Raw genomic sequence first — 23,621 nt, forward strand, 5'->3', positions numbered from 1 at the left:
AAAAAAGCCTAATTTTACCAACATCAAATTAAAGTAATATGGACATAGCTTCACCCTTAAAGCTTGACTTTAACAACACCGAAATTGCCTTTCAAGGCAAAAGCGACAAAGACCTTAACAAAGCGTATTGGTTATTTAAAATGGTCGCGAGCAATACCCTAATTAAGATAGGGACACCAATTACAAACTTTTCGTTGAATATCGGATTACCGATTCAAGGCATTATCAAAAACACCATCTACAAACAGTTCTGTGGAGGAGAAAGTATCCAAGATTGCCAAACTGCAATCCAAGACCTAGGTAAAGGTCATGTGACTACCATCCTTGACTACTCTGTGGAAGGCGAAGATTCGGAAGAAAGCTTCGATGCTTGCTGCGCTGAAATCCTTAGGACCGTAGAAGCTGCAAAAGCAAACCCGTTGATCTCCTTCTGTGTTTTCAAACCTACCGGTTTGGGAAGATTTGACCTTTTGGCCAAAATCGATGCTAAAGAATCTCTTTCCCCTGAAGAACAAGCGGAATACAACCGCATGTTGGAGAGATGTGACCGGATCTGCAAAGCTTGTTATGATAATAACATCCGTGTGCTTATCGATGCTGAACACTCCTGGATCCAGGACACTATCGATGATATTGCTAGAGAAATGATGGAAAAATACAATTCGGAAAGCCCAATTGTATATAACACCTATCAAATGTACCGTCATGACAAATTAGCTTCCATCAAAGCTGATTTTGCCTATGCTAAAACTCAAGGTTTCCACCTTGGTGCAAAACTCGTACGTGGTGCATACATGGAAATTGAAAGAGAAAGGGCCAAAGAAAACAATTACCCTTCTCCTATTCAGCCAAACAAAAAAGCATCTGATACAGATTACAATGCCGCTGTAGATTTTTGTCTTGACAACATTGATACCGTTGGATTGATGGCTGGTACCCACAATGAGGAAAGCTGCAGATTGTTGACCAATGAATTGGAAAAAAGAAATATCCCACACAATCTTCCTAATGTGTTCTTTGCACAGCTTCTAGGGATGTCGGACAACCTTTCTTTCAACTTGGCAGCTGCAGGTTATAATGTGGCTAAGTACATGCCTTACGGACCAGTAAAATCAGTAATGCCTTACTTGTTCCGCCGTGCTCAAGAAAACACCTCTGTAGGTGGACAGACTGGACGCGAGCTGAGCTTAATCATGAAAGAGCTGAAACGCCGTAAATCTGAAAAATAAGATTAACAACATACCTAACACTACAGGTATGACCAGAAAATGATCTTGAAAGTCTCCAAATCTTGGAGACTTTCTTATTTTTGCGAGATGACGGAAGAAAATTATCAGAAATACCTTAAACTAAAAGAAATTGCCGCCCCTTTCAAAGCTTTACTTTTTGATGTTGATGGAACTTTAGCAGATAATATGCAAGCCCATAAAGCAGCGTATGTGGAAACTGCCAAGGAACATGGCATTGTTTTAAATCCAGATTTGATCGATGAAACTGCTGGATGGCCAACAGTGGCTGTGGCAGACGAGATTTCTTCCCGTTATCAAGTACCTTTGGACCGATTTGAATTTGCAAAGAGAAAATCCGCAATCTTTATAGAACAGTTCATCCAAAAAACCCAACCCGTAGATTTTGTAAGACAGATTTTATATGATTTCGCAGAATCAAGAAAAATTGGGATTGTATCAGGTGGGAGCCGCTCTACCTTAAATATTACACTTGATGTCATTAAGGTCGTGGGCAAATATGAAACATTGGTCTGTGCAGGTGATACACCTGAAGGAAAACCCTCTCCTCAACCATTTTTATTGGCTGCAGAACACTTAAATGTCGATCCAATCGACTGCTTGGTATTCGAAGATGGCGACCCTGGAGTTCAAGGAGCAATTTCTGCCGGCATGGCTTGGGTCCGAATAGACCAGATGTAAATTAAAAGTTCGTGATGATCCTGATACCACCATTGGTATAGTTCATATCTGCTCTTTTAAAGCTACCAACTGGCATTTTGAAATAAGGCTCAACCGATAGATTGATGTTTTTGTTCATCTTCATTTCTTTTCCAATGGAGAAGTTCACAAAACCGCCAAAACCATTGCTACTCACGTTTTCATCCTCAGTCTTGATGGCTCTGGAAACCTGCTTCACGGCAGTCTTCACTTCCGCCTCACTTTCTGGGAGTCCATTACCAAACAATTCAGTATTGGCATTCTCCACATAATGCGCATACCTATTTTGGTTGAATACAGCAGCATAGGTTATACCTGTGGAGGCGTAATAACCTGATTTAGACTTCACACGTACATCCAATGGAACTTCCAAGGCCTGCACATTTCCAGAAATCGCATTTACGTTCGGCAGAATAATCGCATTGCTGCTCGCAAAATTCTGGGTAAGTCCATTTGCTGTAATTTTCTGCAAGGCTTCTTTACTCGCTACAACAGGAGTCTCTGAATTCGCTACAGGGTCTTTCATTTGGGATGCATCGTACCGGTTGTAAGCCAATCCAGTCCTTACGCTCACATTCTTATTGATGTTATAAGCTAATAAGACTCCACCTCCAAAGTTGAACCGCTCATTGGTTGAATTTGGAGAAACGAAAAGCCCTAGATCAAATCGCTCCCTAAAATTAAAATTCCTGTTTTTTATGGTTGGCTCAGCACCTTTCTTCGCTTCTTGAGCCTGGTATGCCAATTCGGTATTGATGTTATTTTCCCTAAAACCTAGTTTATCGTCCTCAAGATCAATCTTTGCTCTCTTATCTGATAAGTTATAGGCATGCAATGAATTAGGAATCTGTACGGTCGATGGGTAAACTCCTTGATTAGCATAATTAGAAACCAACCCCAAATCTTGATAGCCCCTCACTTCATCATGGGCATCCTGAACTTGCGCCTGGGCGATAAGATTAGTTCCATTTGCAGAGGCATTCCATCCATCAGTACCAGCAATTTCACTGCCTTGCAATGGATTCACTCCAACATCTTGACTGCTCAAACCTTCTTGTAGCCCATTATTATCCTGCGGGGTCGATCTATTATCCATAGTTGCTTCTTGACTTGAAGCCATTTGGTTATTGAGATCAGCAGGATTATTATCCGGCCAGTACTTAACCGTTGCAACTCCTAACAATAAAATTGCCGCAGCGCTAGCAGCCCAATAATAAGGTTTGTTCCTTTTTATCGGGGCCCCGCCGTATCGACTCTGAAAATTCTCCCATGCGCCTTCCTTATACGGAAGTTCCTCCATGGATTTCATCTTTTCGACGATCTGTTCGACAATATCTTTTTTATTCTTCTCTTCCATTATCTAAACGAATCAGGATTTAATATTTTCTAAATCAATTTGACTCAAATACAATTTGCGCAACTTCTGTTTCGCTCTTGTCAAATAAGTCCTGGACGTACTTTCTGGAATGCCCAGTTCCTTCCCTATCTCCTCGTGCGAATAACCCTCAATCTCATACAAGTTGAAGATCGATCGCTGGATATCTGGCAATTGCTGGATTAAGGAAAGCATATCCTCATATTCCAACTTGCTGCCATTATCTACCGAATAATGAATGGTATCACTACTGCTCAGGTCATCTAGCATATACATTTGCTTTCTCACCCTGAGTGCATCGATCGAAGTATTCACGGCAATCCTTGCAATCCAAGACTTAAATGTCTTTTCCAGAACATTAGGATCCTCATGCAGTGAAAATGTCCCGATCTTATTGAAAGCTTTAACAAAACACTCATTGACCAACTCCTCAGCCTCCATTTCATGCTTCATATATCGGATCACGACCGCCATCACGTACCCATAGAATTTCTTGTACAGAAAGGATTTACTCTTCTCAGAATTAGACATAGCACATTGCTCCAAAGCTGTCCTTAGATTCAATGCTGTACTGTTACTGAGATATTTCCTTAAAATTCCCACCTATGTCTTCTCTAATCTTCTGTAATTAAAAAAACTATAGATGAAGCTAAGCTTTATTCATACAAATCCTGCTATAAATATTCTATATTAGGATAACGATATAAAACAAATTCATGCTACAGTTGGTATAAAATAATGATAAAGGTCATTAATTCCTTGCCCATTATTTGGTAAATTTAACAAACACAAAATTAACGACTATGAGAGCCATATTATTTCCTACAGATTTTTCAGAAATTGCTAATAATGCGTTCCTCTATGCATTGCATATAGCCAAATCGATTGATGCCAAGATTTATGTGCTTTACTCCTATTTAGAGCCAGTCCTTTCTGCAACACATGGCGGCCAACCGGAACTATTAGGTGAAGTCTATCAAACCATTGAGCTCAACCAATTCGAAGTCTATAAAAAGAAAACCCAAAAGCTTCGTGATATAGCTGCCGAGATAGGTATGCAAGAAGTGGAATTGGTATTTCTCTTTGAAGAAGGCCCCGTCGCTTCCGTGGTAAAAAACATTGTAACTCGCGAAAAGATCCATTTAGTGGTAATGGGAACCCATGGCGAATCAGGTTTCCTATCCAAATTGATCGGAACCAATACCGTGAGTGTCATCAAGTCCATCCAAAACCCAGTGCTTGCGGTTCCACCGCATGCTAAATACCAAGGCATCAAACGAACTGTCTTCACTACCCTTTTCCGTGAAAAGGACAAATCTGCACTGAAAGAGATGTTGATCATGGCAAAAGCGGTAGATGCTAAGATCGAATGCTTGCATGTGTTGCATAACGATAAAGTAGCGGATGTCTTATTGCATAGCGAAGCATGGCAAAAGGAATTCCCGAATGAAAACATCAACTATGTCCTGCTCGATGAGGTTGAAAGTATAGAAAATACCATTGCAAATTACATCCTTGAAAACAATATTGATATATTAGGCGTCGTTAAAAGAAATCGAAGCTTCTTTGATCGGCTATTCAATAGCAGCATTAGCAACAACCTTGCTCTGCATTCAAAGGTGCCGATTTTGGTTTTCCATGAAGAAAAATAATTATGCAGCAGGTAATCAAAAAACTAGAATCTTTAAATCGTATCAACGATAAAGCAGAGAAATACACGGAAATAACAGATGAAAACTTTGTTGAACATGGCATTCTTTTCTTTATTCCATTAGAAAAATATGAAGTAAAGGTCTTAATTCCTGCTCCGCACCATAAAGCACTATTTCAAAATGGTACACCAACCTTCAAACAGGTTCTGAACCATAAAGAGGCGATGATGCTCAAATAAAAAGATTAAAACAAAAAAGAGGATATCAAATGATATCCTCTTTTTGAGCCTCCTATCGGAATCGAACCAATGACCTACTGATTACAAGTCAGTTGCTCTACCAGCTGAGCTAAGGAGGCATTTTCCTTGAAAGCGATGCAAAGATGTAAACTTCAGACCACTTTTACAAGCGTTTTGATTTCATCCATCTAAACAAAAACACTAACTAAATGATCTACAAGGCATTATTTTTCTTAATTTCAATTACATCATGTCTTTTTGACATGTATTATTATTTATAACTGTCAAAATTACAGCAAAATAACTAAAAACACTGTAGGCATTCCTTTTGTTAATCTCATAATACAAATAGCTAAACTATCATATGAACTTTAACAACTTTACTATTAAAGCCCAAGAGGCAATACAAAAAGCTTCCGAAATTGCATCTGGCCATCAGCAACAAGCGATTGAGCCAGCGCATATCATGAAAGCTTTGTTATCGGTAGATGAGAATGTCATTTCTCATTTACTCAAGAAATTAAACGTCAATATCAGCTACTTAAGCCAGGAAGTCGATAAACTAATCGAATCCTACCCTAAGGTAAGCGGAAGTAATGTATACCTGAGCAACAGTGCCACTGCTGTTTTACAGAAAGCACAAAGCTTCTTGAAAGAATTCAATGATGAATTCGTATCCATCGAGCATATCTTATTGGGATTATTGCTATCTGGCGATAAAGTATCCAGCCTATTGAAGGATCAAGGTGTAACTGAAAAAGACCTGAAAACTGCGATCAAAGAATTGAGAGGAAATTCAAGGGTAACGGATCAGAACGCCGAAGCAACCTATAATGCCTTGAACAAATACGCTAGGAACTTAAATGAATACGCTGAATCCGGTAAACTCGACCCTGTCATTGGTCGAGATGAGGAAATCAGACGGGTGATGCAGATCCTATCGCGTAGAACAAAGAATAACCCTATCCTAGTAGGTGAACCAGGGGTTGGTAAAACAGCCATTGCAGAAGGTATTGCATATCGAATCATTAAAGGTGATGCCCCTGAGAATCTGAAGACAAAGACCGTGTTCTCCTTGGATATGGGCGCTTTGGTTGCCGGAGCAAAATATAAAGGTGAATTCGAAGAACGCTTAAAAGCTGTGGTTAAGGAAGTATCAGACAGCGATGGTGAAATCATCCTATTCATTGATGAAATCCATACCCTAGTTGGTGCTGGTGGTGGTGAAGGCGCAATGGACGCTGCCAATATCCTAAAACCTGCCCTAGCTCGTGGTGAACTGAGAACAATCGGTGCTACTACCTTGAACGAATACCAAAAGTATTTCGAAAAGGACAAGGCATTGGAGCGTAGGTTCCAAAAAGTAATGGTAGAAGAACCAGATACCCAAGATGCGATTTCAATCCTTCGCGGTATCAAGGAACGCTACGAGACCCACCATAAAGTAAGGATCCTGGATGAGGCCATCATTTCGGCTGTAGAACTTTCACAAAGGTACATTACAGACCGTTTCTTACCAGACAAGGCCATTGACCTAGTCGACGAGGCTGCGTCGAAACTAAGGCTTGAAATGGACTCTGTTCCAGTAGTAGTCGATGAACTTGAACGTCGCATCATGCAATTGGAAATCGAAAGAGAAGCGATCAAACGGGAGAAAGACGAGAAGAAAATCTCCGAACTCTCTGAAACCATCGCAAACCTTTCCAATGAAAGGGACTCCCTAAGAGCAAAATGGCAATCTGAAAAGACTTTGGTAGACCAAGTCAATGCCGAAGCCCAAAACATAGAAAACTACAAACTGGAAGCTGAACAAGCTGAACGTGCTGGTGATTATGGCAAGGTTGCTGAATTAAGATACGGAAAAATCAAGGAAGCACAAGACAAGGTGGATGCTTTGAAAAAAGAGCTTTCTGAAAAACAAGATAGCAGCCGGATGCTGAAAGAAGAAGTTACGTCTGAAGATATTGCTGATGTCGTTTCTAAATGGACCGGTATCCCAGTTAGCAAAATGATCCAATCCGAAAGGGAAAAATTATTGAACCTTGAGGAAGAATTACATAAGCGCGTTGCAGGACAAGATGAGGCCATTGAAGCTATTGCTGATGCCATCCGTAGGTCTAGAGCTGGCTTAAGTGACGCTAAGCGCCCAATCGGTTCCTTTATTTTCTTAGGTACTACTGGGGTCGGTAAAACCGAACTGGCAAAAGCCTTGGCTGAATATCTATTTGATGACGAGCAGGCGATGATCCGAATCGATATGTCGGAATACCAAGAAAGACATGCCGTATCTCGTTTGATCGGTGCGCCTCCGGGATACGTAGGTTATGATGAAGGTGGACAATTAACAGAAGCTGTCCGTCGTAGACCTTATTCAGTGGTACTCTTAGACGAAATCGAAAAGGCCCATCCTGATGTATTCAATATCCTGTTACAGGTATTGGATGATGGTCACTTGACTGATAATAAGGGTCGTGTGGTAAACTTTAAGAACACCATCATTATCATGACTTCCAACACTGGATCTCATATCATCCAAGAAAATTTCTCTAAATTGAATGATGAGAACAGAGAAGAAGTGGTTGCAAAAACCAAGGATGAAGTCTTGGATCTATTACAAAAATCCATCCGTCCGGAGTTCTTGAACCGTATTGATGAGGTGATCATGTTTACTCCGCTTTCCAGAACTGAAATTGGAGATATCGTTAGGATGCAATTTAACAGAGTTGAAAAACAACTTGCTGAACAAAACATCTTCCTAACAGCCTCCGACGAAGCTTTAGATTGGTTAGCCCAGTTAGGATACGATCCTGTTTATGGTGCAAGACCATTAAAACGTGTCATCCAAAAAAGAATCCTGAACGAACTCTCCAAAGAGATCCTTTCCGGAAAAATATCCAGAGATTCCGTAATCGAACTCGACGCCTTTGATGGAAAATTCGTCTTCCTCAATAAGGACCAGGAATAAATAAAAAAGAACTCCTGAGCTTATTTAGCTCAGGATTTCTTTTTTTTATTTAGATGTGAGATGTGAGATATGAGTATTGAGATATTAAACGTACTACAAATTAGATGTGAGATATGAGATATGAGTATTGAGATATCAAATTTACCACCACTTCTACATCTCTTGTTTAATGACTAAAAACATTCAACCATCAAATGTCTTATATCTATTGTCTGATGTCTGATGTCTGATGTCTAAATATATAAAACCCTTTCTATCTCAAATCTCAAATCTCACATCTCATATCTCTCCCGAAAACACAAACCTAATTTCATCTCTAAGGTTATATTTCGAAGCCATAACTTCTCCATAGGCACCTGCGGTACGGATTGCGATTAGATCGCCGCGTTCGGATACAGGAAGGGTCACTTCTTTTCCGAAACAATCCGAGCTCTCACAGATTGGTCCAACCACATCATAGTTCAATTTTTCAGTACTGTTATTGTTGCTGCCTAATTTTTCAATTTTATGGAAGGCTTGGTATAATGCTGGACGCATTAATTCAGTCATACCGGCATCTAGGATCAGGAAGTTTTTCTTTACGCCACTTTTGGTATAAAGTACCCTACTCACCAATGTTCCGGATTGAGCCACTAGGGCACGCCCTAACTCAAAATGCACTTCCTGCTGCGGAGTTCTTTCCAAGAACTTGTCGAAAACATCAAAATAAGCCTCAAAGTCTGCAAAAGGATGTGCATCGGGTTCATGGTAATCAACACCTAAGCCACCACCAACGTTCAATACCTTGATCATGGTTCCGCGTTCCTCAAACCAATTCTTCCACTCATTGACCTTCACACAAAGGCTTTTGAAAACATTGATATCCGTGATTTGCGAGCCAACATGGAAATGCAAGCCCAATAAATCCAGGTGGTCACATTCCCTAAGGACTGAAGCAGCTTTCTCCAACTCCGAATTGGGCACTCCAAATTTATTTTCATCTAAACCAGTCGTAATGTAATGGTGCGTATGTGCATCTACATTCGGATTGATGCGCAATGAAACTTGAGCTTTCACGTTCTGTTTAGCCGCCAATTCATTGATCACCAATAACTCCTGGATAGATTCTACATTAAAAGCGAAAATATTATGGCTTAAGGCCAGATTGATCTCCTTATCAGATTTTCCAACACCCGCAAAGGTGATCTGATTTGCTGGAAAACCAGAATCAATTGATTTTTGAACCTCATTTCCACTTACACAATCAGCACCAAAGCCTTTCGATTGGATCAAACCCAAAATCCTATCATTAAAATTTGCTTTTAGCGCATAATGAACATGGAATCCTCTTTTATCAGCTGCAGCCTTAGCCTTGTCCAATGTCTCATTCAACAAGTCCAGGTCATAGTAATAAAACGGAGTTTCATATTCTTTTAAACGTCCTAAATCAATTTGATTAATGTTCATTCTCTTTAAAAAATTCTATTATGTAACGACCTCAATGCTTCTACTTTGTGCTCAGAATCCAATAAGATGGAGACATTATAGTCTGAACCACCATAGGAAACCATACGCAATGGCAAATGCTTCACTGCATCCAATACACGAGCAGCATAGCCATGGGTATTTGCGCCAAAATCTCCAACCACACAAATGATCGTTTGGTTTCTATCTACACTAACTTTTCCGAAATCTTCAACCTCGCGGATGATATCCTCCAAATTTTTGGTCTCATCAATGGTCAAAGATACCGCCACTTCCGAAGTAGTAATCATATCGATCGGCGTTTTATAGCGCTCAAAAATTTCAAAGATTTTCCTTAGGAAACCATAAGCCAACAACATTCTGGAAGAATGAATATGGATTGCGGTAATATCATCTTTTGCTGCAACAGCACGGATCGATCCCTTTTGTCCACCATTTTTAGAAATTAAGGTTCCAAAAGCTTTCGGATCCAAGGTATTCAACAAACGAACCGGTACATTGTATCGCTGTGCTGGGAATACACTCTGTGGGTGCAAGATCTTAGCACCAAAATAAGCTAACTCTGCAGCCTCATCAAAGCTCAACTCGGCAATCGGCGTTGTGCCTTTTACAATCCTTGGATCATTGTTATGCATACCATCAATATCAGTCCAGATCTGGATTTCATCCGCTTGGATAGCGGCACCGATCAAGGATGCCGTATAATCCGAACCACCACGACGTAAATTGTCTATTTCGCCAAATGAATTTCTACAGATATATCCTTGTGTGATAAACAAACTATTATCTGGATAATCAGCCAAGATCGCTTCCAATTTTTCCTTAATAAAAGGAACCATAGGCTCATTGTCCTCATCGATTTTCATAAAATCAAGAGCCGGAAGCAATACCGATTTAATACCTTTTTCACTCAGGTACAGATGCCATAAAGTAGTGGACATCAATTCTCCTTGCGCTAAGATGATCTTTTCTTCCGTTGGAGTGAATAAATCGTTCGACAAAGACGCAATTAAGTTAAAATGATAATCTATCAATTCCTTACCCTGCTTATATCCGTTCTCAGTGCTGAAGAGTTCCTTGATTAAAGCTTCGTACTTGTTCTTGTGTTCCTTGATCAATTCCTTGGCCTCGTCCTTCTTACCATTCAAGTAAGCTTTAGAGATTTCTACCAATGCATTTGTCGTTCCAGCCACTGCTGAAAGCACCACAATCTGACGCTCTGCGGGATTAACGATATCCAATAAACTCTGGATACGTTCAGCACTCCCTACGGATGTTCCACCGAATTTTAGAATTTTCATATCTATTTTTAAACTATTTATTTTACGAGGGTGTGAATATAAGTCTTTTAACAAAAAAAAGCGGCACAAATGCAAATAAAAGCTTTTGTGCCGCATATAATTTTATGCGGAAGAACTACTTCTTCAAGTTATCGATCAATAACTGGGCAAGCTCTTCTCCGATTCGTTCTTGCGCCTCATTGGTAGCAGCACCAATATGAGGAGTCAATGAAATCCTTGGATGATTCAAAATCTCTGCTCTTGGAGTTGGCTCATTATCAAACACGTCCAAAGCAGCAAAACCTACTTTTCCAGAATTCAATGCTTCTACCAAAGCTAGCTCTTCAATAACACCTCCTCTGGAAGCATTTACCAAACCTACACCATCTTTCAATAATGCAAATTCTTCTTTACCGATTACAGGCTTATCTGTAAAAGGAACGTGAAGAGAAATAAAGTCTGATTTTTGGAAGATAGTATCAATGTTCACTTGCTCTACAGGAACATTCACACTAACATCTCCAGCGAAGTCTAAAGTCAAAGAATTTGGTCCTTCAAATAGATCTGAATAGATAACTGTCATTCCCAAACCTAATCCGATCTTAGCTGTCTCGCGACCGATACGACCAAATCCAACTACGCCTAATACTTTTCCTTTCAATTCAGAACCTGCAGCATAGGCTTTTTTCAATCCAGCAAAATTACTGTTTCCTTCTACAGGCATCTTACGGTTAGAATCATACAAGAATCTAACCCCATTCAATAGATGCGCGAAAACCAATTCAGCAACTGAATGTGAAGAAGCCGCAGGCGTATTGACTACAGCGATACCTTTTGAGCGTGCATAGTCCACATCAATATTATCCATGCCGACTCCACCCCTACCAATAACCTTGATATTTGGGCAAGCATCGATCAAGGGTTGACGTAATTTCGTTGCACTACGTACCGTAACTGCATCGTATTCGTTCAATCTATTTATCAATTCATCTTGAGGAATATGGTTTGTATCCACTACAAAGCCCGCATCCTCTAATATTTTTTTACCGATAGGATCAATCCCATCGTTAGCTAAAATTTTCATAGTAATTATTTCTTCTTTTCTTCAAACTCTCTCATCGTATCCACTAATGCATTGATAGAGCTAATGCTCAATGCATTATAGATTGATGCTCTAAATCCACCTACTGAACGGTGACCTTTGATACCGATCAAGTTGCGCTCTTTAGCTAATGCCAAGAATTCAGCTTCTAATTCAGGGGTATCCATCACGAAAGTAACGTTCATTCTAGAGCGATCTTCCACGGCTGCGGTTCCTTTGAAGAATGGGTTGCGGTCAATCTCATCGTATAAAGTACGTGCCTTGATGATATTCTCTTGTTCAATAACCGAAATTCCACCTTTAGCTTTCAACCAACGAAGGTTCAACATCGATACATAGATGGAGAATACTGGCGGTGTATTGTACATAGAACCAGCTTTTGCATGCGCTTCATAATCAAAGATCGTAGGAATGGTACGTCCAGACTTAGCAAACAGATCATCTTTGATGATCACTAGGGTAACCCCTGCAGGACCCATATTTTTCTGGGCACCAGCATAGATCAAACCAAATTCAGACACATTGATCGTTCTACTCAAAATATCTGATGACATATCCACTACGGTCGTAACGGAAGTGTTAGGTTTTTCAAATACTTCAGTTCCGTAGATGGTATTATTTGAAGTGTAATGGAAATATGCAGCATCCGATGGAACCACAAAATCCTTTGGAATATATGTGTAATTTTTGTCACTCGATGAAGCAACAATCTCAACTTGTCCTACCTTTTTAGCTTCTTTGGCAGCTTTCGTTGCCCAAACACCGGTATCCAAGTAAGAAGCCTTCCCATTTTCAGGCAATAGGTTCATCGGAACCATGGCAAATTGCTGGCTAGCACCACCTTGAAGGAATAAAATGGAGTATCCAGCTGGTACTTCTAATAGTTCACGGACCAATTTCTCAGTCTCAATTACTACTTCCTCAAACTCTTTGGAACGGTGCGAAATTTCCAAGATTGATAAACCTGTACCATTAAAATCTATTACCGCTCTTGAAGCTTCTTCAAAAACCTCTTTTGGTAAAATACATGGGCCTGCACCGAAATTATGTTTCATTAGACTTGTATAATTTGTTAAAAATTAGGAGGTTAACGATTAAACAATCGTTTGACCTTAATTTGAATGCCCAAAGGTAAAATATTTTTAAAAATTTTTAAAACAAAATCCACATTTGTTTAAAATATCTTAAATTAAAAAGACATTTGCTATCATTCTCTTATTGAAGGAAAGTGCGTGTTTAAACATATTACTTCATAAAAAATATTAACAAACACCCTTGATTGTGGATATCTTTAATGATGAAATCCGTACCAAAAACCTAAAAATTTGTGTATCTTCGCCTGTTACGTGTCTTTTATAGATATAACACTTATTATATTGATTGAAACCAAAATATAATGGCTGAAGAAACAGAAAACGAAAACAATTTAGTTCCTGCCGAAAACAGGATCATCCCCATCAATATCGAAGACCAAATGAAATCTGCCTACATCGACTATTCGATGTCGGTAATCGTTTCGCGTGCATTGCCTGATGCTCGTGATGGTCTGAAACCAGTACACCGCCGTGTATTGTATGGTATGCTAGACCTTGGGGTAACGAGTGGTAAACCTTATAAAAAATCTGCTCGTATTGTTGGAGATGTACTCGGTAAGTACCACCCACACGGTGACTCATCCGTTTATGATACCATGGTGCGTATGGCCCAAAACTGGTCCATGCGGTATCCCCTAGTCGATGGACAGGGTAACTACGGTTCGATTGACGGTGACCCACCAGCAGCGATGCGTTATACAGAGGCTCGCTTAAGGAAGATTACCGAAGAAATGTTGGCGGACATTAACAAAGACACCGTTGATTTTCAATTAAACTTTGACGACTCCCTTGAAGAACCTACCGTTCTTCCTACCCGAATCCCAAACCTTCTTGTCAATGGCGCATCTGGTATCGCCGTAGGTATGGCAACCAACATGGCTCCGCACAACTTAAGCGAAGTTATCGATGGTACCATTGCCTATATCGACAATAGAGATATCGAAATCTCGGAATTGATGACCCATGTCAAAGGTCCTGACTTCCCTACCGGAGGTTTGATCTATGGATACAATGGGGTTAAAGAAGCTTTCGAAACTGGCCGTGGCCGTATCGTTATGCGTGCTAAAGCAGAGATCGAAACCACCAAGACTGGTAAAGAGATCATTATAGTAACTGAAATCCCTTACCAAGTCAACAAATCGGACATGATCAAAAGAACAGCCGATTTGGTTCAAGAAAAGAAAATCGAAGGTATCTCGGAAATCAGGGATGAATCCTCTAAGGATATCCGCGTTATCTATGAAATAAAACGTGATGCGAATGCCAATGTGGTTTTGAACAACCTATATAAGCATACCGCTTTGCAAACCTCTTTTTCGGTAAACAACATTGCCTTAGTTAAAGGTAGACCACAAATGTTGAACTTGAAGGATATGATCCACGAGTTCGTAGAACATAGACATGATGTGGTAATCCGTAGAACTAAGTTTGAATTAGCTGAAGCTGAAAAAAGAGCCCATATCTTAGAAGGTTACCTGATCGCCCTAGATCACCTAGATGAGGTAATCAAATTGATCCGTAATTCAGATACCCCAGAAGATGCCCGTGTTGGTTTGATGGAGCGTTTTGCGCTTTCTGATATCCAAGCAAGAGCTATTTTGGACATGACCCTAAGAAGGTTGACAGGACTGGAACGCGACAAGATCAAAGAAGAATATGCTGAGTTGATGAAAACCATCGAATACTTGAAAGAAGTACTTGCCGATGAAACCCTTCGTTTCAAGATCATCAAAGATGAATTAATGGAAGTGAAAGAGAAATATGGCGATGAAAGACGTTCTCATATCGTCCACTCTGCAGAAGATCTCCGTATGGAAGATTTCATCGATGATGAAGAGGTGGTAATCACGATTTCTCATAACAGTTATGTAAAACGTACTCCACTTACTGAGTACCGTGTTCAAGGTCGTGGTGGTAAAGGAGCTATTGGCTCGACTACCCGCGATGAAGACTTTACCGAACATATCATCACTGCTTCTGCACATAACTATCTATTGTTATTTACTGAAGCTGGAAGATGTTTCTGGCTAAGAGCATTTGAGATTCCTGAAGGTAGCCGTACTTCGAAAGGCCGTGCACTTCAGAATATCATCAACATACCAAAAGATGAAAAGATCAAGGCTTATATTAAGGTAACTAACCTTAAAGATCAAGAATACCTTGAGAACAACTTTATCATCATGTGTACTAAGAAAGGTACCATCAAGAAAACTTCGCTGGAAGCGTATTCAAGACCGAGAGCAAATGGTATCAATGCGATCAACATCAATGATGGCGATCAATTATTGGAAGCAACATTGACCAATGGTACCAGCGAAATCGTAATGGCACTTCGCTCAGGTCGTGCAATCCGATTCAACGAATCAACTGTAAGACCAATGGGTAGAACTGCTACCGGTGTTCGTGGTATTACCTTAGCGCACGAAAATGATGAGGTAGTTGGCATGATTAGTGTTAATAATCAGGAAACAACCGTATTGGTAGTTTCTGAAAAAGGATACGGTAAACGTACCGATATCGACGATTATAGAATTACCAATCGTGGTGGTAAAGGTGTAAAAACCATTAATGTCACGGACAAAACTGGTGAATTGGTGGCTATTAAAGGCGTTACGGATGAGAACGACTTAATGATCATCAATAAATCTGGAATTGTAATCCGTATCGGAGTTGAAAGCTTACGTGTAATGGGTCGTGCTACCCAAGGTGTGAAATTGATCACTTTGAAAGACAACGACGAAATTGCATCAGTTACCAAAGTTGAAAGACAAGAGGAAGAAGAGGAATTAGACGTTGAAGGTGCTGAAGGAGCAGAAAACCCAACAGACAATGATTCAGCTAACACGGAGAATGAAGAACAAGAATAGATATATTTCAAGTGCTTTAGGAGCAATATTACTATTGGGTGCCAATAGTGCTTTTGGACAGTCTGCTTATAAAGAAGCCAGCAATGCCTTTGCATTATACACCCAAACTGGTAACATCGCAAACCTTGATAATGCCAGGAAACAAATCGACAATATCTACAAGACCAGACGCGACTCTTCCAAAACCCGCGTAAATGTCTTAAGAGCTATGGTATTGAGTTCAATTGCTTATGCAGATTCTACAAGGACCATCAAGTTGAATGCCGACCCTATCGATCTGACCTATCAAACGATGGATAGGATCGATAAGAAAGATAGGTCTGGCTATTCAGGTGAAATCAGCTATGTCAACCAAAACTTGGCTGCTGCATTGATCTACCGCGCTAATAAATCTCTAGAGAACAAAAAGTTTGATGAAGCCTTTGCCGATTTCAGCAAAGTGGATGCTTTGGATGCTAAAAGTGGCGATGTAACCTACAATCTAGCTTTATTGGCGAGCAAGGCCGGTAAACCGGAAGAAGCGATCAAATATTATGGCAAGATCCATGAATCTGGCAATATGACGCCTAACCAGTATATCGAATTGGCAAATCTTTACGACCAATTGGACGAAAAGCAAAAAGCGCTTTCAACCTTGGAAGAAGGAAGGACCAAATATGCTGAAGACAAAGCTATATTGTTCTTGTTGATCGATAAATATGCGAAAAGCAAGGCCTATGACGCTATCGTTCCGATAATCGAACAGGCAATCAAGCTAGAGCCAGAAAACATAGAGTTAAATTACCTGGCAGGTTATGCAAATGAAAATGCCAATAATTTAGAGATAGCAAAGACTTACTATGAAAAGGTCCTTGAACTGGATCCAAATAATTATGAGTCTAATCTTGCATTGGGCCTGATCAATTTGAATGCATTCTTAAAGGATGCCGAGAATCAAGAAGCACAGTATAATGCCCAAAATTATTTGTTAAAAGCAAATGAGATTAAGCCTTATGAAATAAATGCTTTGAAATCCTTAGCTTTATTCTATCAAAAGACCGAAGATGAAACTCAATTAGATCGAGTGAATCTATTGTTAAACCAACTTACGAATTAAACAAACAATAAATAGATATGAATTTAAGAAAATCGATATTATTTGTAGGATTGCTTTTTGCAACCAGTTCCACTGCCCTTTTTGCACAGTCGGGCAATGTGAAAAAAGCAAAAGCTGCAATTGTAAAGTTTGAAGAACTTAAAGGAGCAGGTTCTGCTGAATTAGGTAAATCAAACCTTACTGCTGCGAAAGAAGCAATCGATGCTGCAGTTGTACACGACAAAACGAAAGATGATCCAGAAGCATGGACATATTATGCCTTAGTTTACTCAAACTTAGCTAGCTTGGACAAGAGTGCTGAAGACGCTACTAAAGCGCAAGATGCCATCAAAAAGGCTACTGAACTTGATAAAGACAAAAAACACGCTGAAAACATCGCTGTTGCTGGTCAAACTTTAGGTCAGTACAAATTCAACCAAGGTGTTGCAGCTTGGGACAAACAAGATTTTAAAACAGCTTATTCAGACTTTAGCGATGCTTTAGTTTATCTTCCTGGTGATACTACCCTTACCTTCTACTCTGGTTTAGCGGCGGTACAAAACAAGGAATACGACAAAGCAATCGAAAAATACAAAGAGCTAGTTCCAGTTAAGGAATATTCAAGCCATAAAACAATCATGGTTGACCTTCCTAAACTTTACCTTCAAAAAGGTGATACTACATCAGCGATCGCTGCTGCTGCTGAAGCTGTAGCTGCTTATCCTAATGATAATGATGCCGTTGTTCAAAACATCGAATTGAACCTAATCACTGGAAATGAAGCTAAGATTGTATCTGATATCGAGTCTCAAGTAGCTAAAGACCCACAAAACAAAAGCCTTCACTACTACCTAGGTCTTGCTTATGGTGCTTCTGGCGATGCTGAAAAAGCATTGGCTTCTTACCAAAAAGCAATCGAGATCGATCCTAACTACCTTGAAGCGAACACAAACGCTGCAGTAGTTATTATGAACGGTGGCCGTGATGAATTGATGAAGTTGAACGAAGACAAATCAGTTCCAGCTGCTGAATACAACAAAAAAGTAGAAGCTATCAAAGGTAAAATCGCTAGAGCGGTTCCTTACTTGGAAAAAGCTGTTGAGCTAGACGCTAAAAACGTAGACGCTTTAAGAAACCTTAAAAACTACTACGATTTTATGAACGACGAAGCAAAATCTGCTGAATTACAAGCTAAAATCGAAGCCCTAAACTAAGCTTAGGAAAAAATAAAGAAAAAGGGATGACCAGTGGTCATCCCTTTTTTTGTGGATGAAAGGATGGGTTGAGATGCTGGTATTTAAGAGTTGAACCAGGATTGATGGGATGCGAGGATGGACCAAGATCAGGATATGAACCAGGATTAATGGGATGAGAGGATGGACCAAGATTTTGGCATAAACGTGGCTTCTTGGACTATATTTGACTATATTACGGTAGGGGCGTATCGCATACGCCCGCTGACATTTGAACCAGGATGAATGGGATGAGAGGATGGACCAAGATTTTGGCAAAAACGTGGCTTCATGGACTATATTTGACTATATTACGGTATGGGCGTATCGCATACGCCCGCTTTATGATTTTGTTTGTATTGGCGTACAGGTCCTCCATCTTCGATGGGGATGACAGCAGGTATTTGGACATTTGCGTACAGATTCTTCACTTTTCGTTCAGAATTGGAAATGCGCTAAAGAGCGATTCTGAACAATTCGTGAAGAATCTGTACGGTTCTACTACCACATGTGCTGTCATTCTTTACCGAAGGTAAAGGACCTGTACGCCAATGCATCTATTTAAAATTTTGTACGGTTCCGAGATTCTTCCTTCGTACGATGACAAGTTTGTTAAATCTGTGTTTCTAGGCATTTAGACTCATAGTTATTTACCAGAAGATATTTCTAGCCGCCAAACATCCCCAGCGGGGATGAATTATTTTAGCATGAATGGTGTTGAACAATATAGGGGTAATGCAAAAACGATGTTCGATTAATCGAACATCGTTTTTGCGCGACTTCTAGGCTAACGTGCCATGCCTGCTAAAATAATGGAACCCCAAAAGGGGTTCTATATTTAAAAAATAAAAGAGTTAATAGATTTTCATTGCCAACATGCTGTCATCACCTTCCGATAAATTTAGCTCAAATTTTTCCTTCTCAGAAAGACGCAGGGGTGAAAAGCGAAGGTCATGTAAAGTACGCCAATACAAACAAAATAATGTAACGGGCTTATGCAATAAGCCCTACAAAGCGTAACACAGTCTTATGTCTTCCCTACCCCAAAGCCACATCCAATACCATCATCACCACAAATCCCAACACAAATCCTAGGATTGGGATATCGGAGTGTTCTTCTTGTTGGGTTTCAGGGATGACTTCTTCGATAACCACGAATATCATGGCTCCTGCTGCGAAAGAAAGTGCATAAGGAAGGATGGGCATAAAGAATCCTACAGCAAATGCGCCAAGAACGGCGAATACGGGCTCTACTACAGCAGAAAGCTGTCCGTATTGAAAGCTCTTCCATCTTGATAGTCCCATTCTACGTAGGGGCATGGAAACGGCAATACCTTCAGGAAAGTTCTGCAAACCGATACCCATGGCCAATAATACAGCGCCGGTGATACTAGCTTCAGGGATCCCTGAGGCAGCACCTCCAAATAATACCCCTACGGCCAATCCCTCGGGAATATTATGCAGGGCAATCGCTATGGTCAATAAGGTAGTTCGATGCAAAGAAGATTTCGGACCTTCTGTTTTTAAGAAATTAAGGTGTAAGTGGGGCATTAATTTATCCAAGCCAAAGATAAAAAGCGCACCAAGGATAAAGCCAATTGCCGATGGCATGACCTTGCTAAACCCTTCTCCGGAACTCATTTCAATGGCTGGTGCCAATAATGACCAAAAACTAGCTGCAATCATGACTCCACCCGTAAAACCGAGCATGCCATTCAGCAACTTTTTATTGACCCCCTTAAAAAGAAATACGCCGGCGGCTCCTACGGCAGTTACACCCCAAGTGAACAATCCAGCAAATAATGCAGCAACAACAGCATCCTGTTTTCCAAGAAATTCTACTAATTCGTCTATCATTTGATCCAGCGGAAAATAATTTTTTGAAATTAACTATTCTAAACAAGAAATCTAAAAAATAACGATAATAAAACAAGAAGCACCAAATTTGGTGCTTCCTGAAAATTTCTAATCCGGATCTCCTTGATCCAGCGATATTTTAATCTGCTTATCTTAAATGCGATCTCAACATCCAAGCATTTTTCTCATGTTTCTCCAAAAGACCAACCAGAAAATCTTCTGTACCAGCATCATTATGCTCCTCTGCTAATTTAATATCTTCTCTTAAGGAGATAATCAAGCTCTCGTAATCATTCAACAATTCAGATATAAGCCCTTGACTATCATTCTTTTTATACTTCATTTCCGTCAGTTGGGTAAGTTCCAAGAATTCCTTCATGGTCCCTACGGCATAATGTCCGATAGCTCGAACACGTTCTGCAACCTCGTCGATTATTTCTGCCAATTCCGTGTACAGCTCTTCAAAGAAAACATGTTGCGCATGGAAATCTGGACCTTCGACATTCCAATGTGCATTCCTTACTTTGGTATACAGCACGTTTTCATCTGACAAGAGTTTGTTTAATAATCCTGCAACTACTTTTGTGTCATTTTCTTTTATTCCGATATCAGTTTTCATAGCTTTAAATTTTATGTTTAATTTTTATTATTAATAGCGACTTGCGTCATTTAGTTTTTCTATCGCTTCTTCTCCTAGCCTCAATTGCAATGCAGCAACAAAACTCTGTAGATGTGCATCTTTTGTAGCACTTGCTATCGGTGCAGTAATGCTAGGCTGCGCCAATAACCAAGCTAAAGCCACGGAAGAAGCTGATGTTCTGTAAGCAGAGGCTACCTCATTCAGTGCCGCGACAATTCTTTTACCACGTTCATTCCAATAGCGTTTTTCAATACCCTCTCCCCTTGCTGACTTAGAAAAATCATCGTCGGTCAAGTACTTGCCGGACAAAAAGCCACTGGCTAAGGAATAATAAGGAATCACAGCTAACCCATACTCCTTCACGGTTGCTTCATATTCATGTTCATATTTTTCCCGATCATATAGATTATACTCTGGTTGTAGGGAAATATATTGGGGTAAAGAAAGCTTAGAAGAAGTGTCCAAACTCTCTACCAAGCGGTCCGTTGAAATATTGGAAGCGCCGATGTACCTTACCTTTCCTTCTTTTACCAAATCATCGTAAGCCCTTAATGTTTCCTCCACAGGCGTTGTGGTATCATCATAATGCGTCTGATATAAATCAATATAATCCGTCTGAAGCCTTTTTAAGGACAGCTCTACTTGTTCTTTGATATAAGAAGCTGAGGTGTTTTTCTTACTGTCGTAACTAAAGCGTCCACCCACTTTAGTCATCAAAACGATTTTATCTCTATTTTTTCTTTCTTTTGACCAATTTCCGATGATGGTTTCCGACTCGCCTCCGACATTTCCCGGTACCCAATGCGAGTAGTTGTTTGCCGTATCGATGGCATCAAATCCCAGGTCCAGAAAACCGTCCAGGATTTCAAAGGATTGCTTCTCATCCAAAGTCCATCCAAAGACATTACCACCGAAAATAATCGGTACGATATTCAGATCTGAATGGGCCAATTGTACTGATTTCTCCATTTTTCCGTTTTATTTTAACATTAACAATATAGCCATTTTTCAGGTGATTAAGGCCGATTTCAGGGAGTTTATTGTCATAAAAAAGTCGATAAATCCTCGCCTTATCCGAACTATTATTATTTTTGTCCTTTGCAAAATTTAAGAATGTCTACTTCAGCCCCTTACTTCCATCATTTCCAAAAAGATACCTCAGGAATTGAACTTCCTTTGCGCTTTACCTTTCCTTTTTGCTATGACCCGCATGAGTTGAGCATCTTGGCCGCTGAGCACGTGCAAGCATATTTGGAAAGCCAAAAGGATTTCAACCATAACTTTGGCTTGATCGATGGACAAGATGGCCTAGTTATCGGGAAAATGTTTGGTGTACTGGTTGTCCAAGATGAAATTGGTAACCTCGGGTACTTAGCTGCCGTTTCCGGAAAAATGGCCGGCACCAATAGGCATAAATTCTTTGTGCCTCCTATTTTTGACATGTTAGATCCCGATGGCTTCTTTTTAAAGGAAGAAGAACATATCAACCAGATCAACCGAAATATTGAGCAGCTTCAAAAATCGGATGAATTGAAGGAACTGAAAGAAAACCTGATCATTTGCAAAAAACGTGAGGATCAAATACTATCAGATCTGAGAAAACTGCACAAGAAAAACAAAGCTGAACGAAAAGAAAGCAGGAATTCGCAAAAAACTACGCTGTCAGAAACCGAATACCAAGACCTTCTGGAAGACCTGATCAAGCAAAGCTATAGAGATCAACATGATTACGATGTGCAAAAGGAAAGCTCTGCCCAGCACATCCAATTGGCTGAGGAGGCTTTGAACCATATCGTGGAGCAAATTGAAGAGCTGAAGTTAGAACGTAAAATCAGGTCTTCGAATCTCCAAAATCAACTATTTGACCAATACCATTTCTTAAATGCCAAGCATGAATCCAAATCGGTGCTTGACATATTTAAGGAAAGCAAAAATATACAACCACCAGCAGGTGCAGGTGAATGTGCCGCTCCTAAATTGCTGCAATATGCATTTCAGCATAATCTGAAACCAATTTGCATGGCTGAATTTTGGTGGGGCTCCTCTCCTAACCAAGAAGTAAGAAAGCATCAAAATTATTACCCAGCCTGTCGAGGAAAATGTGAGCCAATCCTGGCACATATGCTCATTGGATTGGAGCTGGATGCAAATCCTATGCTCGAAAACCCTGCAGCTGACAAGGAATTGGAAATCCTATTTGAAGATGAAGCGATCATTGTGGTCAATAAACCTGCTGAGTTCCTTTCCGTACCTGGAATCAATGTACAAGACAGCGTTCAGACCAGGATCCAGAACCAGTTTCCCGAAATAGATAATCCATGGATCATCCATCGATTGGACATGTCGACCTCAGGGATACTTGTCTTGGCAAAAACTAAGGAAGCCCATCAATTTATTCAGGATCAATTCATCAAGCATACCGTAAAAAAGAGATACACTGCACTTTTGGACGGAATCATTACGGAAATGGAAGGTCTGATCGATCTCCCTTTGCGAGTCGACTTAGATGACCGACCTAGGCAGGTGGTTTGTTACGAATATGGAAAACCTGCACAAACTCAATATAAAGTCGTAGCGATTGAAGGGAATAAAACGAGGATCCATTATTTTCCGCTAACGGGAAGAACCCATCAATTGAGAGTGCATTCTGCGCATGTAAAGGGACTTAATTGCCCAATAACCGGCGATGACCTGTATGGCAAGCGAGCAAATCGCTTACACTTACATGCAGGTTTTATTCAATTTGTCCATCCCCTGACCAAGACTTTGGTTAAATTTGAGTTGAGCGACCCATTTTAATTCCAAGGCTTTTTCTTTATATTGTAGAAATAAA

General features: G+C 40.1%; 18 protein-coding genes and 1 tRNA gene. 9 read left to right on the plus strand and 10 right to left on the minus strand.

What is annotated here, in order from left to right:
* Positions 1-38 precede the first annotated feature (38 nt).
* Both CKW03_RS10875 and CKW03_RS10880 read left to right on the plus strand, forming a co-directional pair.
* The gene (locus tag CKW03_RS10875) at positions 39-1,229 is read left to right on the plus strand and encodes a proline dehydrogenase family protein (RefSeq protein WP_093096691.1); all 1,191 of its coding nucleotides are present in this window, start codon (positions 39-41) and stop codon (positions 1,227-1,229) included.
* A gap of 87 nt (positions 1,230-1,316) precedes the next feature.
* The gene (locus CKW03_RS10880; protein ID WP_093096694.1) at positions 1,317-1,928 is read left to right on the plus strand and encodes an HAD family hydrolase; all 612 of its coding nucleotides are present in this window, start codon (positions 1,317-1,319) and stop codon (positions 1,926-1,928) included.
* A 1-nt stretch (position 1,929) separates the two neighbouring features.
* On the opposite strand, the gene CKW03_RS10885 is transcribed toward CKW03_RS10880, so the two are convergent.
* The gene (locus CKW03_RS10885) at positions 1,930-3,303 is read right to left on the minus strand and encodes a hypothetical protein (protein WP_093096697.1); all 1,374 of its coding nucleotides are present in this window, start codon (positions 3,301-3,303) and stop codon (positions 1,930-1,932) included.
* 12 nt (positions 3,304-3,315) lie between these two features.
* A complete protein-coding gene (locus CKW03_RS10890) occupies positions 3,316-3,924 on the minus strand; it encodes an RNA polymerase sigma factor (RefSeq protein ID WP_236736462.1) in 609 nt (202 codons plus the stop codon).
* A gap of 200 nt (positions 3,925-4,124) precedes the next feature.
* On the opposite strand from CKW03_RS10890, the gene CKW03_RS10895 reads away from it, so the two are divergent.
* Together CKW03_RS10895 and CKW03_RS10900 are read left to right on the plus strand one after the other, a co-directional pair.
* Entirely contained in the window at positions 4,125-4,973 is an 849-nt protein-coding gene (locus CKW03_RS10895) for a universal stress protein (protein ID WP_093096702.1), read from the plus strand.
* Between the two features lie 2 nt (positions 4,974-4,975).
* Positions 4,976-5,212 carry a hypothetical protein gene (locus CKW03_RS10900; RefSeq protein ID WP_093096705.1) on the plus strand — a complete coding sequence of 79 codons (237 nt, stop codon included), beginning with the start codon at positions 4,976-4,978 and terminating at the stop codon, positions 5,210-5,212.
* Positions 5,213-5,258: 46 nt separating this feature from the next.
* Here the strand turns inward: CKW03_RS10900 and CKW03_RS10905 are convergent.
* Positions 5,259-5,331 (minus strand) — tRNA-Thr (locus CKW03_RS10905).
* A gap of 245 nt (positions 5,332-5,576) precedes the next feature.
* Between CKW03_RS10905 and clpB the strand changes: the two genes are divergently transcribed.
* Complete coding sequence (gene clpB / locus CKW03_RS10910; protein ID WP_093096708.1) at positions 5,577-8,177, plus strand: ATP-dependent chaperone ClpB; 2,601 nt, start codon at positions 5,577-5,579, stop codon at positions 8,175-8,177.
* A 279-nt stretch (positions 8,178-8,456) separates the two neighbouring features.
* Here the strand turns inward: clpB and lysA are convergent, their stop codons facing one another.
* The 4 genes from lysA to serC all read right to left on the minus strand — a co-directional run bounded on the left by lysA (position 8,457) and on the right by serC (position 13,078).
* Complete coding sequence (lysA, locus tag CKW03_RS10915; protein ID WP_093096711.1) at positions 8,457-9,623, minus strand: diaminopimelate decarboxylase; 1,167 nt, start codon at positions 9,621-9,623, stop codon at positions 8,457-8,459.
* Between the two features lie 5 nt (positions 9,624-9,628).
* Positions 9,629-10,942, minus strand: a complete 1,314-nt coding sequence (locus CKW03_RS10920) for an aspartate kinase (RefSeq protein WP_093096714.1) — start codon at positions 10,940-10,942, stop codon at positions 9,629-9,631.
* A gap of 115 nt (positions 10,943-11,057) precedes the next feature.
* On the minus strand, positions 11,058-12,005 hold the full coding sequence (locus CKW03_RS10925) for a D-2-hydroxyacid dehydrogenase (protein WP_093096717.1): 948 nt from the start codon (positions 12,003-12,005) through the stop codon (positions 11,058-11,060).
* A 5-nt stretch (positions 12,006-12,010) separates the two neighbouring features.
* Positions 12,011-13,078 carry a 3-phosphoserine/phosphohydroxythreonine transaminase gene (gene serC / locus CKW03_RS10930; protein WP_093096720.1) on the minus strand — a complete coding sequence of 356 codons (1,068 nt, stop codon included), beginning with the start codon at positions 13,076-13,078 and terminating at the stop codon, positions 12,011-12,013.
* A gap of 341 nt (positions 13,079-13,419) precedes the next feature.
* On the opposite strand from serC, the gene gyrA reads away from it, so the two are divergent.
* Genes gyrA through CKW03_RS10945 form a run of 3 tightly spaced genes read left to right on the plus strand, consistent with a single transcriptional unit; the run spans position 13,420 to position 18,273 of the window.
* Positions 13,420-15,984, plus strand: a complete 2,565-nt coding sequence (gyrA, locus tag CKW03_RS10935) for a DNA gyrase subunit A (protein WP_093096723.1) — start codon at positions 13,420-13,422, stop codon at positions 15,982-15,984.
* Positions 15,968-17,080, plus strand: a complete 1,113-nt coding sequence (locus CKW03_RS10940) for a tetratricopeptide repeat protein (RefSeq protein ID WP_169918997.1) — start codon at positions 15,968-15,970, stop codon at positions 17,078-17,080. Before gyrA ends, CKW03_RS10940 begins: the two co-directional genes overlap by 17 nt.
* 17 nt (positions 17,081-17,097) lie before the next feature.
* Entirely contained in the window at positions 17,098-18,273 is a 1,176-nt protein-coding gene (locus tag CKW03_RS10945) for a tetratricopeptide repeat protein (RefSeq protein ID WP_093096729.1), read from the plus strand.
* Between the two features lie 1,056 nt (positions 18,274-19,329).
* Here the strand turns inward: CKW03_RS10945 and CKW03_RS10950 are convergent.
* The 3 genes from CKW03_RS10950 to CKW03_RS10960 all read right to left on the minus strand — a co-directional run bounded on the left by CKW03_RS10950 (position 19,330) and on the right by CKW03_RS10960 (position 21,757).
* Positions 19,330-20,148, minus strand: coding sequence for a ZIP family metal transporter (locus CKW03_RS10950; protein ID WP_093096732.1), 819 nt, complete (start codon positions 20,146-20,148; stop codon positions 19,330-19,332).
* Positions 20,149-20,296: 148 nt separating this feature from the next.
* A complete protein-coding gene (locus CKW03_RS10955) occupies positions 20,297-20,767 on the minus strand; it encodes a Dps family protein (RefSeq protein WP_093096735.1) in 471 nt (156 codons plus the stop codon).
* A 30-nt stretch (positions 20,768-20,797) separates the two neighbouring features.
* Positions 20,798-21,757: an aldo/keto reductase gene (locus CKW03_RS10960; protein ID WP_093096738.1), complete on the minus strand. Its 960-nt coding sequence runs from the start codon at positions 21,755-21,757 to the stop codon at positions 20,798-20,800.
* 144 nt (positions 21,758-21,901) lie between these two features.
* On the opposite strand from CKW03_RS10960, the gene CKW03_RS10965 reads away from it, so the two are divergent.
* Positions 21,902-23,587, plus strand: a complete 1,686-nt coding sequence (locus CKW03_RS10965) for an RluA family pseudouridine synthase (protein WP_093096741.1) — start codon at positions 21,902-21,904, stop codon at positions 23,585-23,587.
* The last annotated feature ends 34 nt before the right edge of the window (positions 23,588-23,621 follow it).

It is taken from the genome of Sphingobacterium mizutaii (assembly GCF_900187125.1).
In the GTDB taxonomy this organism is placed as follows: domain Bacteria; phylum Bacteroidota; class Bacteroidia; order Sphingobacteriales; family Sphingobacteriaceae; genus Sphingobacterium; species Sphingobacterium mizutaii.

Coding starts and splice junctions, on each gene's coding strand:
- CKW03_RS10940 (WP_169918997.1), top strand. CDS start 15,968: ATGAAGAACAAGAATAGATATATTTCAAGTGCTTTAGGAGCAATATTA.
- gyrA (WP_093096723.1), top strand. CDS start 13,420: ATGGCTGAAGAAACAGAAAACGAAAACAATTTAGTTCCTGCCGAAAAC.
- CKW03_RS10960 (WP_093096738.1), bottom strand. CDS start 21,757: ATGGAGAAATCAGTACAATTGGCCCATTCAGATCTGAATATCGTACCG.
- CKW03_RS10950 (WP_093096732.1), bottom strand. CDS start 20,148: ATGATAGACGAATTAGTAGAATTTCTTGGAAAACAGGATGCTGTTGTT.
- serC (WP_093096720.1), bottom strand. CDS start 13,078: ATGAAACATAATTTCGGTGCAGGCCCATGTATTTTACCAAAAGAGGTT.
- CKW03_RS10955 (WP_093096735.1), bottom strand. CDS start 20,767: ATGAAAACTGATATCGGAATAAAAGAAAATGACACAAAAGTAGTTGCA.
- lysA (WP_093096711.1), bottom strand. CDS start 9,623: ATGAACATTAATCAAATTGATTTAGGACGTTTAAAAGAATATGAAACT.
- CKW03_RS10945 (WP_093096729.1), top strand. CDS start 17,098: ATGAATTTAAGAAAATCGATATTATTTGTAGGATTGCTTTTTGCAACC.
- CKW03_RS10925 (WP_093096717.1), bottom strand. CDS start 12,005: ATGAAAATTTTAGCTAACGATGGGATTGATCCTATCGGTAAAAAAATA.
- CKW03_RS10920 (WP_093096714.1), bottom strand. CDS start 10,942: ATGAAAATTCTAAAATTCGGTGGAACATCCGTAGGGAGTGCTGAACGT.
- CKW03_RS10965 (WP_093096741.1), top strand. CDS start 21,902: ATGTCTACTTCAGCCCCTTACTTCCATCATTTCCAAAAAGATACCTCA.
- clpB (WP_093096708.1), top strand. CDS start 5,577: ATGAACTTTAACAACTTTACTATTAAAGCCCAAGAGGCAATACAAAAA.
- CKW03_RS10900 (WP_093096705.1), top strand. CDS start 4,976: ATGCAGCAGGTAATCAAAAAACTAGAATCTTTAAATCGTATCAACGAT.
- CKW03_RS10875 (WP_093096691.1), top strand. CDS start 39: ATGGACATAGCTTCACCCTTAAAGCTTGACTTTAACAACACCGAAATT.
- CKW03_RS10895 (WP_093096702.1), top strand. CDS start 4,125: ATGAGAGCCATATTATTTCCTACAGATTTTTCAGAAATTGCTAATAAT.
- CKW03_RS10885 (WP_093096697.1), bottom strand. CDS start 3,303: ATGGAAGAGAAGAATAAAAAAGATATTGTCGAACAGATCGTCGAAAAG.
- CKW03_RS10880 (WP_093096694.1), top strand. CDS start 1,317: ATGACGGAAGAAAATTATCAGAAATACCTTAAACTAAAAGAAATTGCC.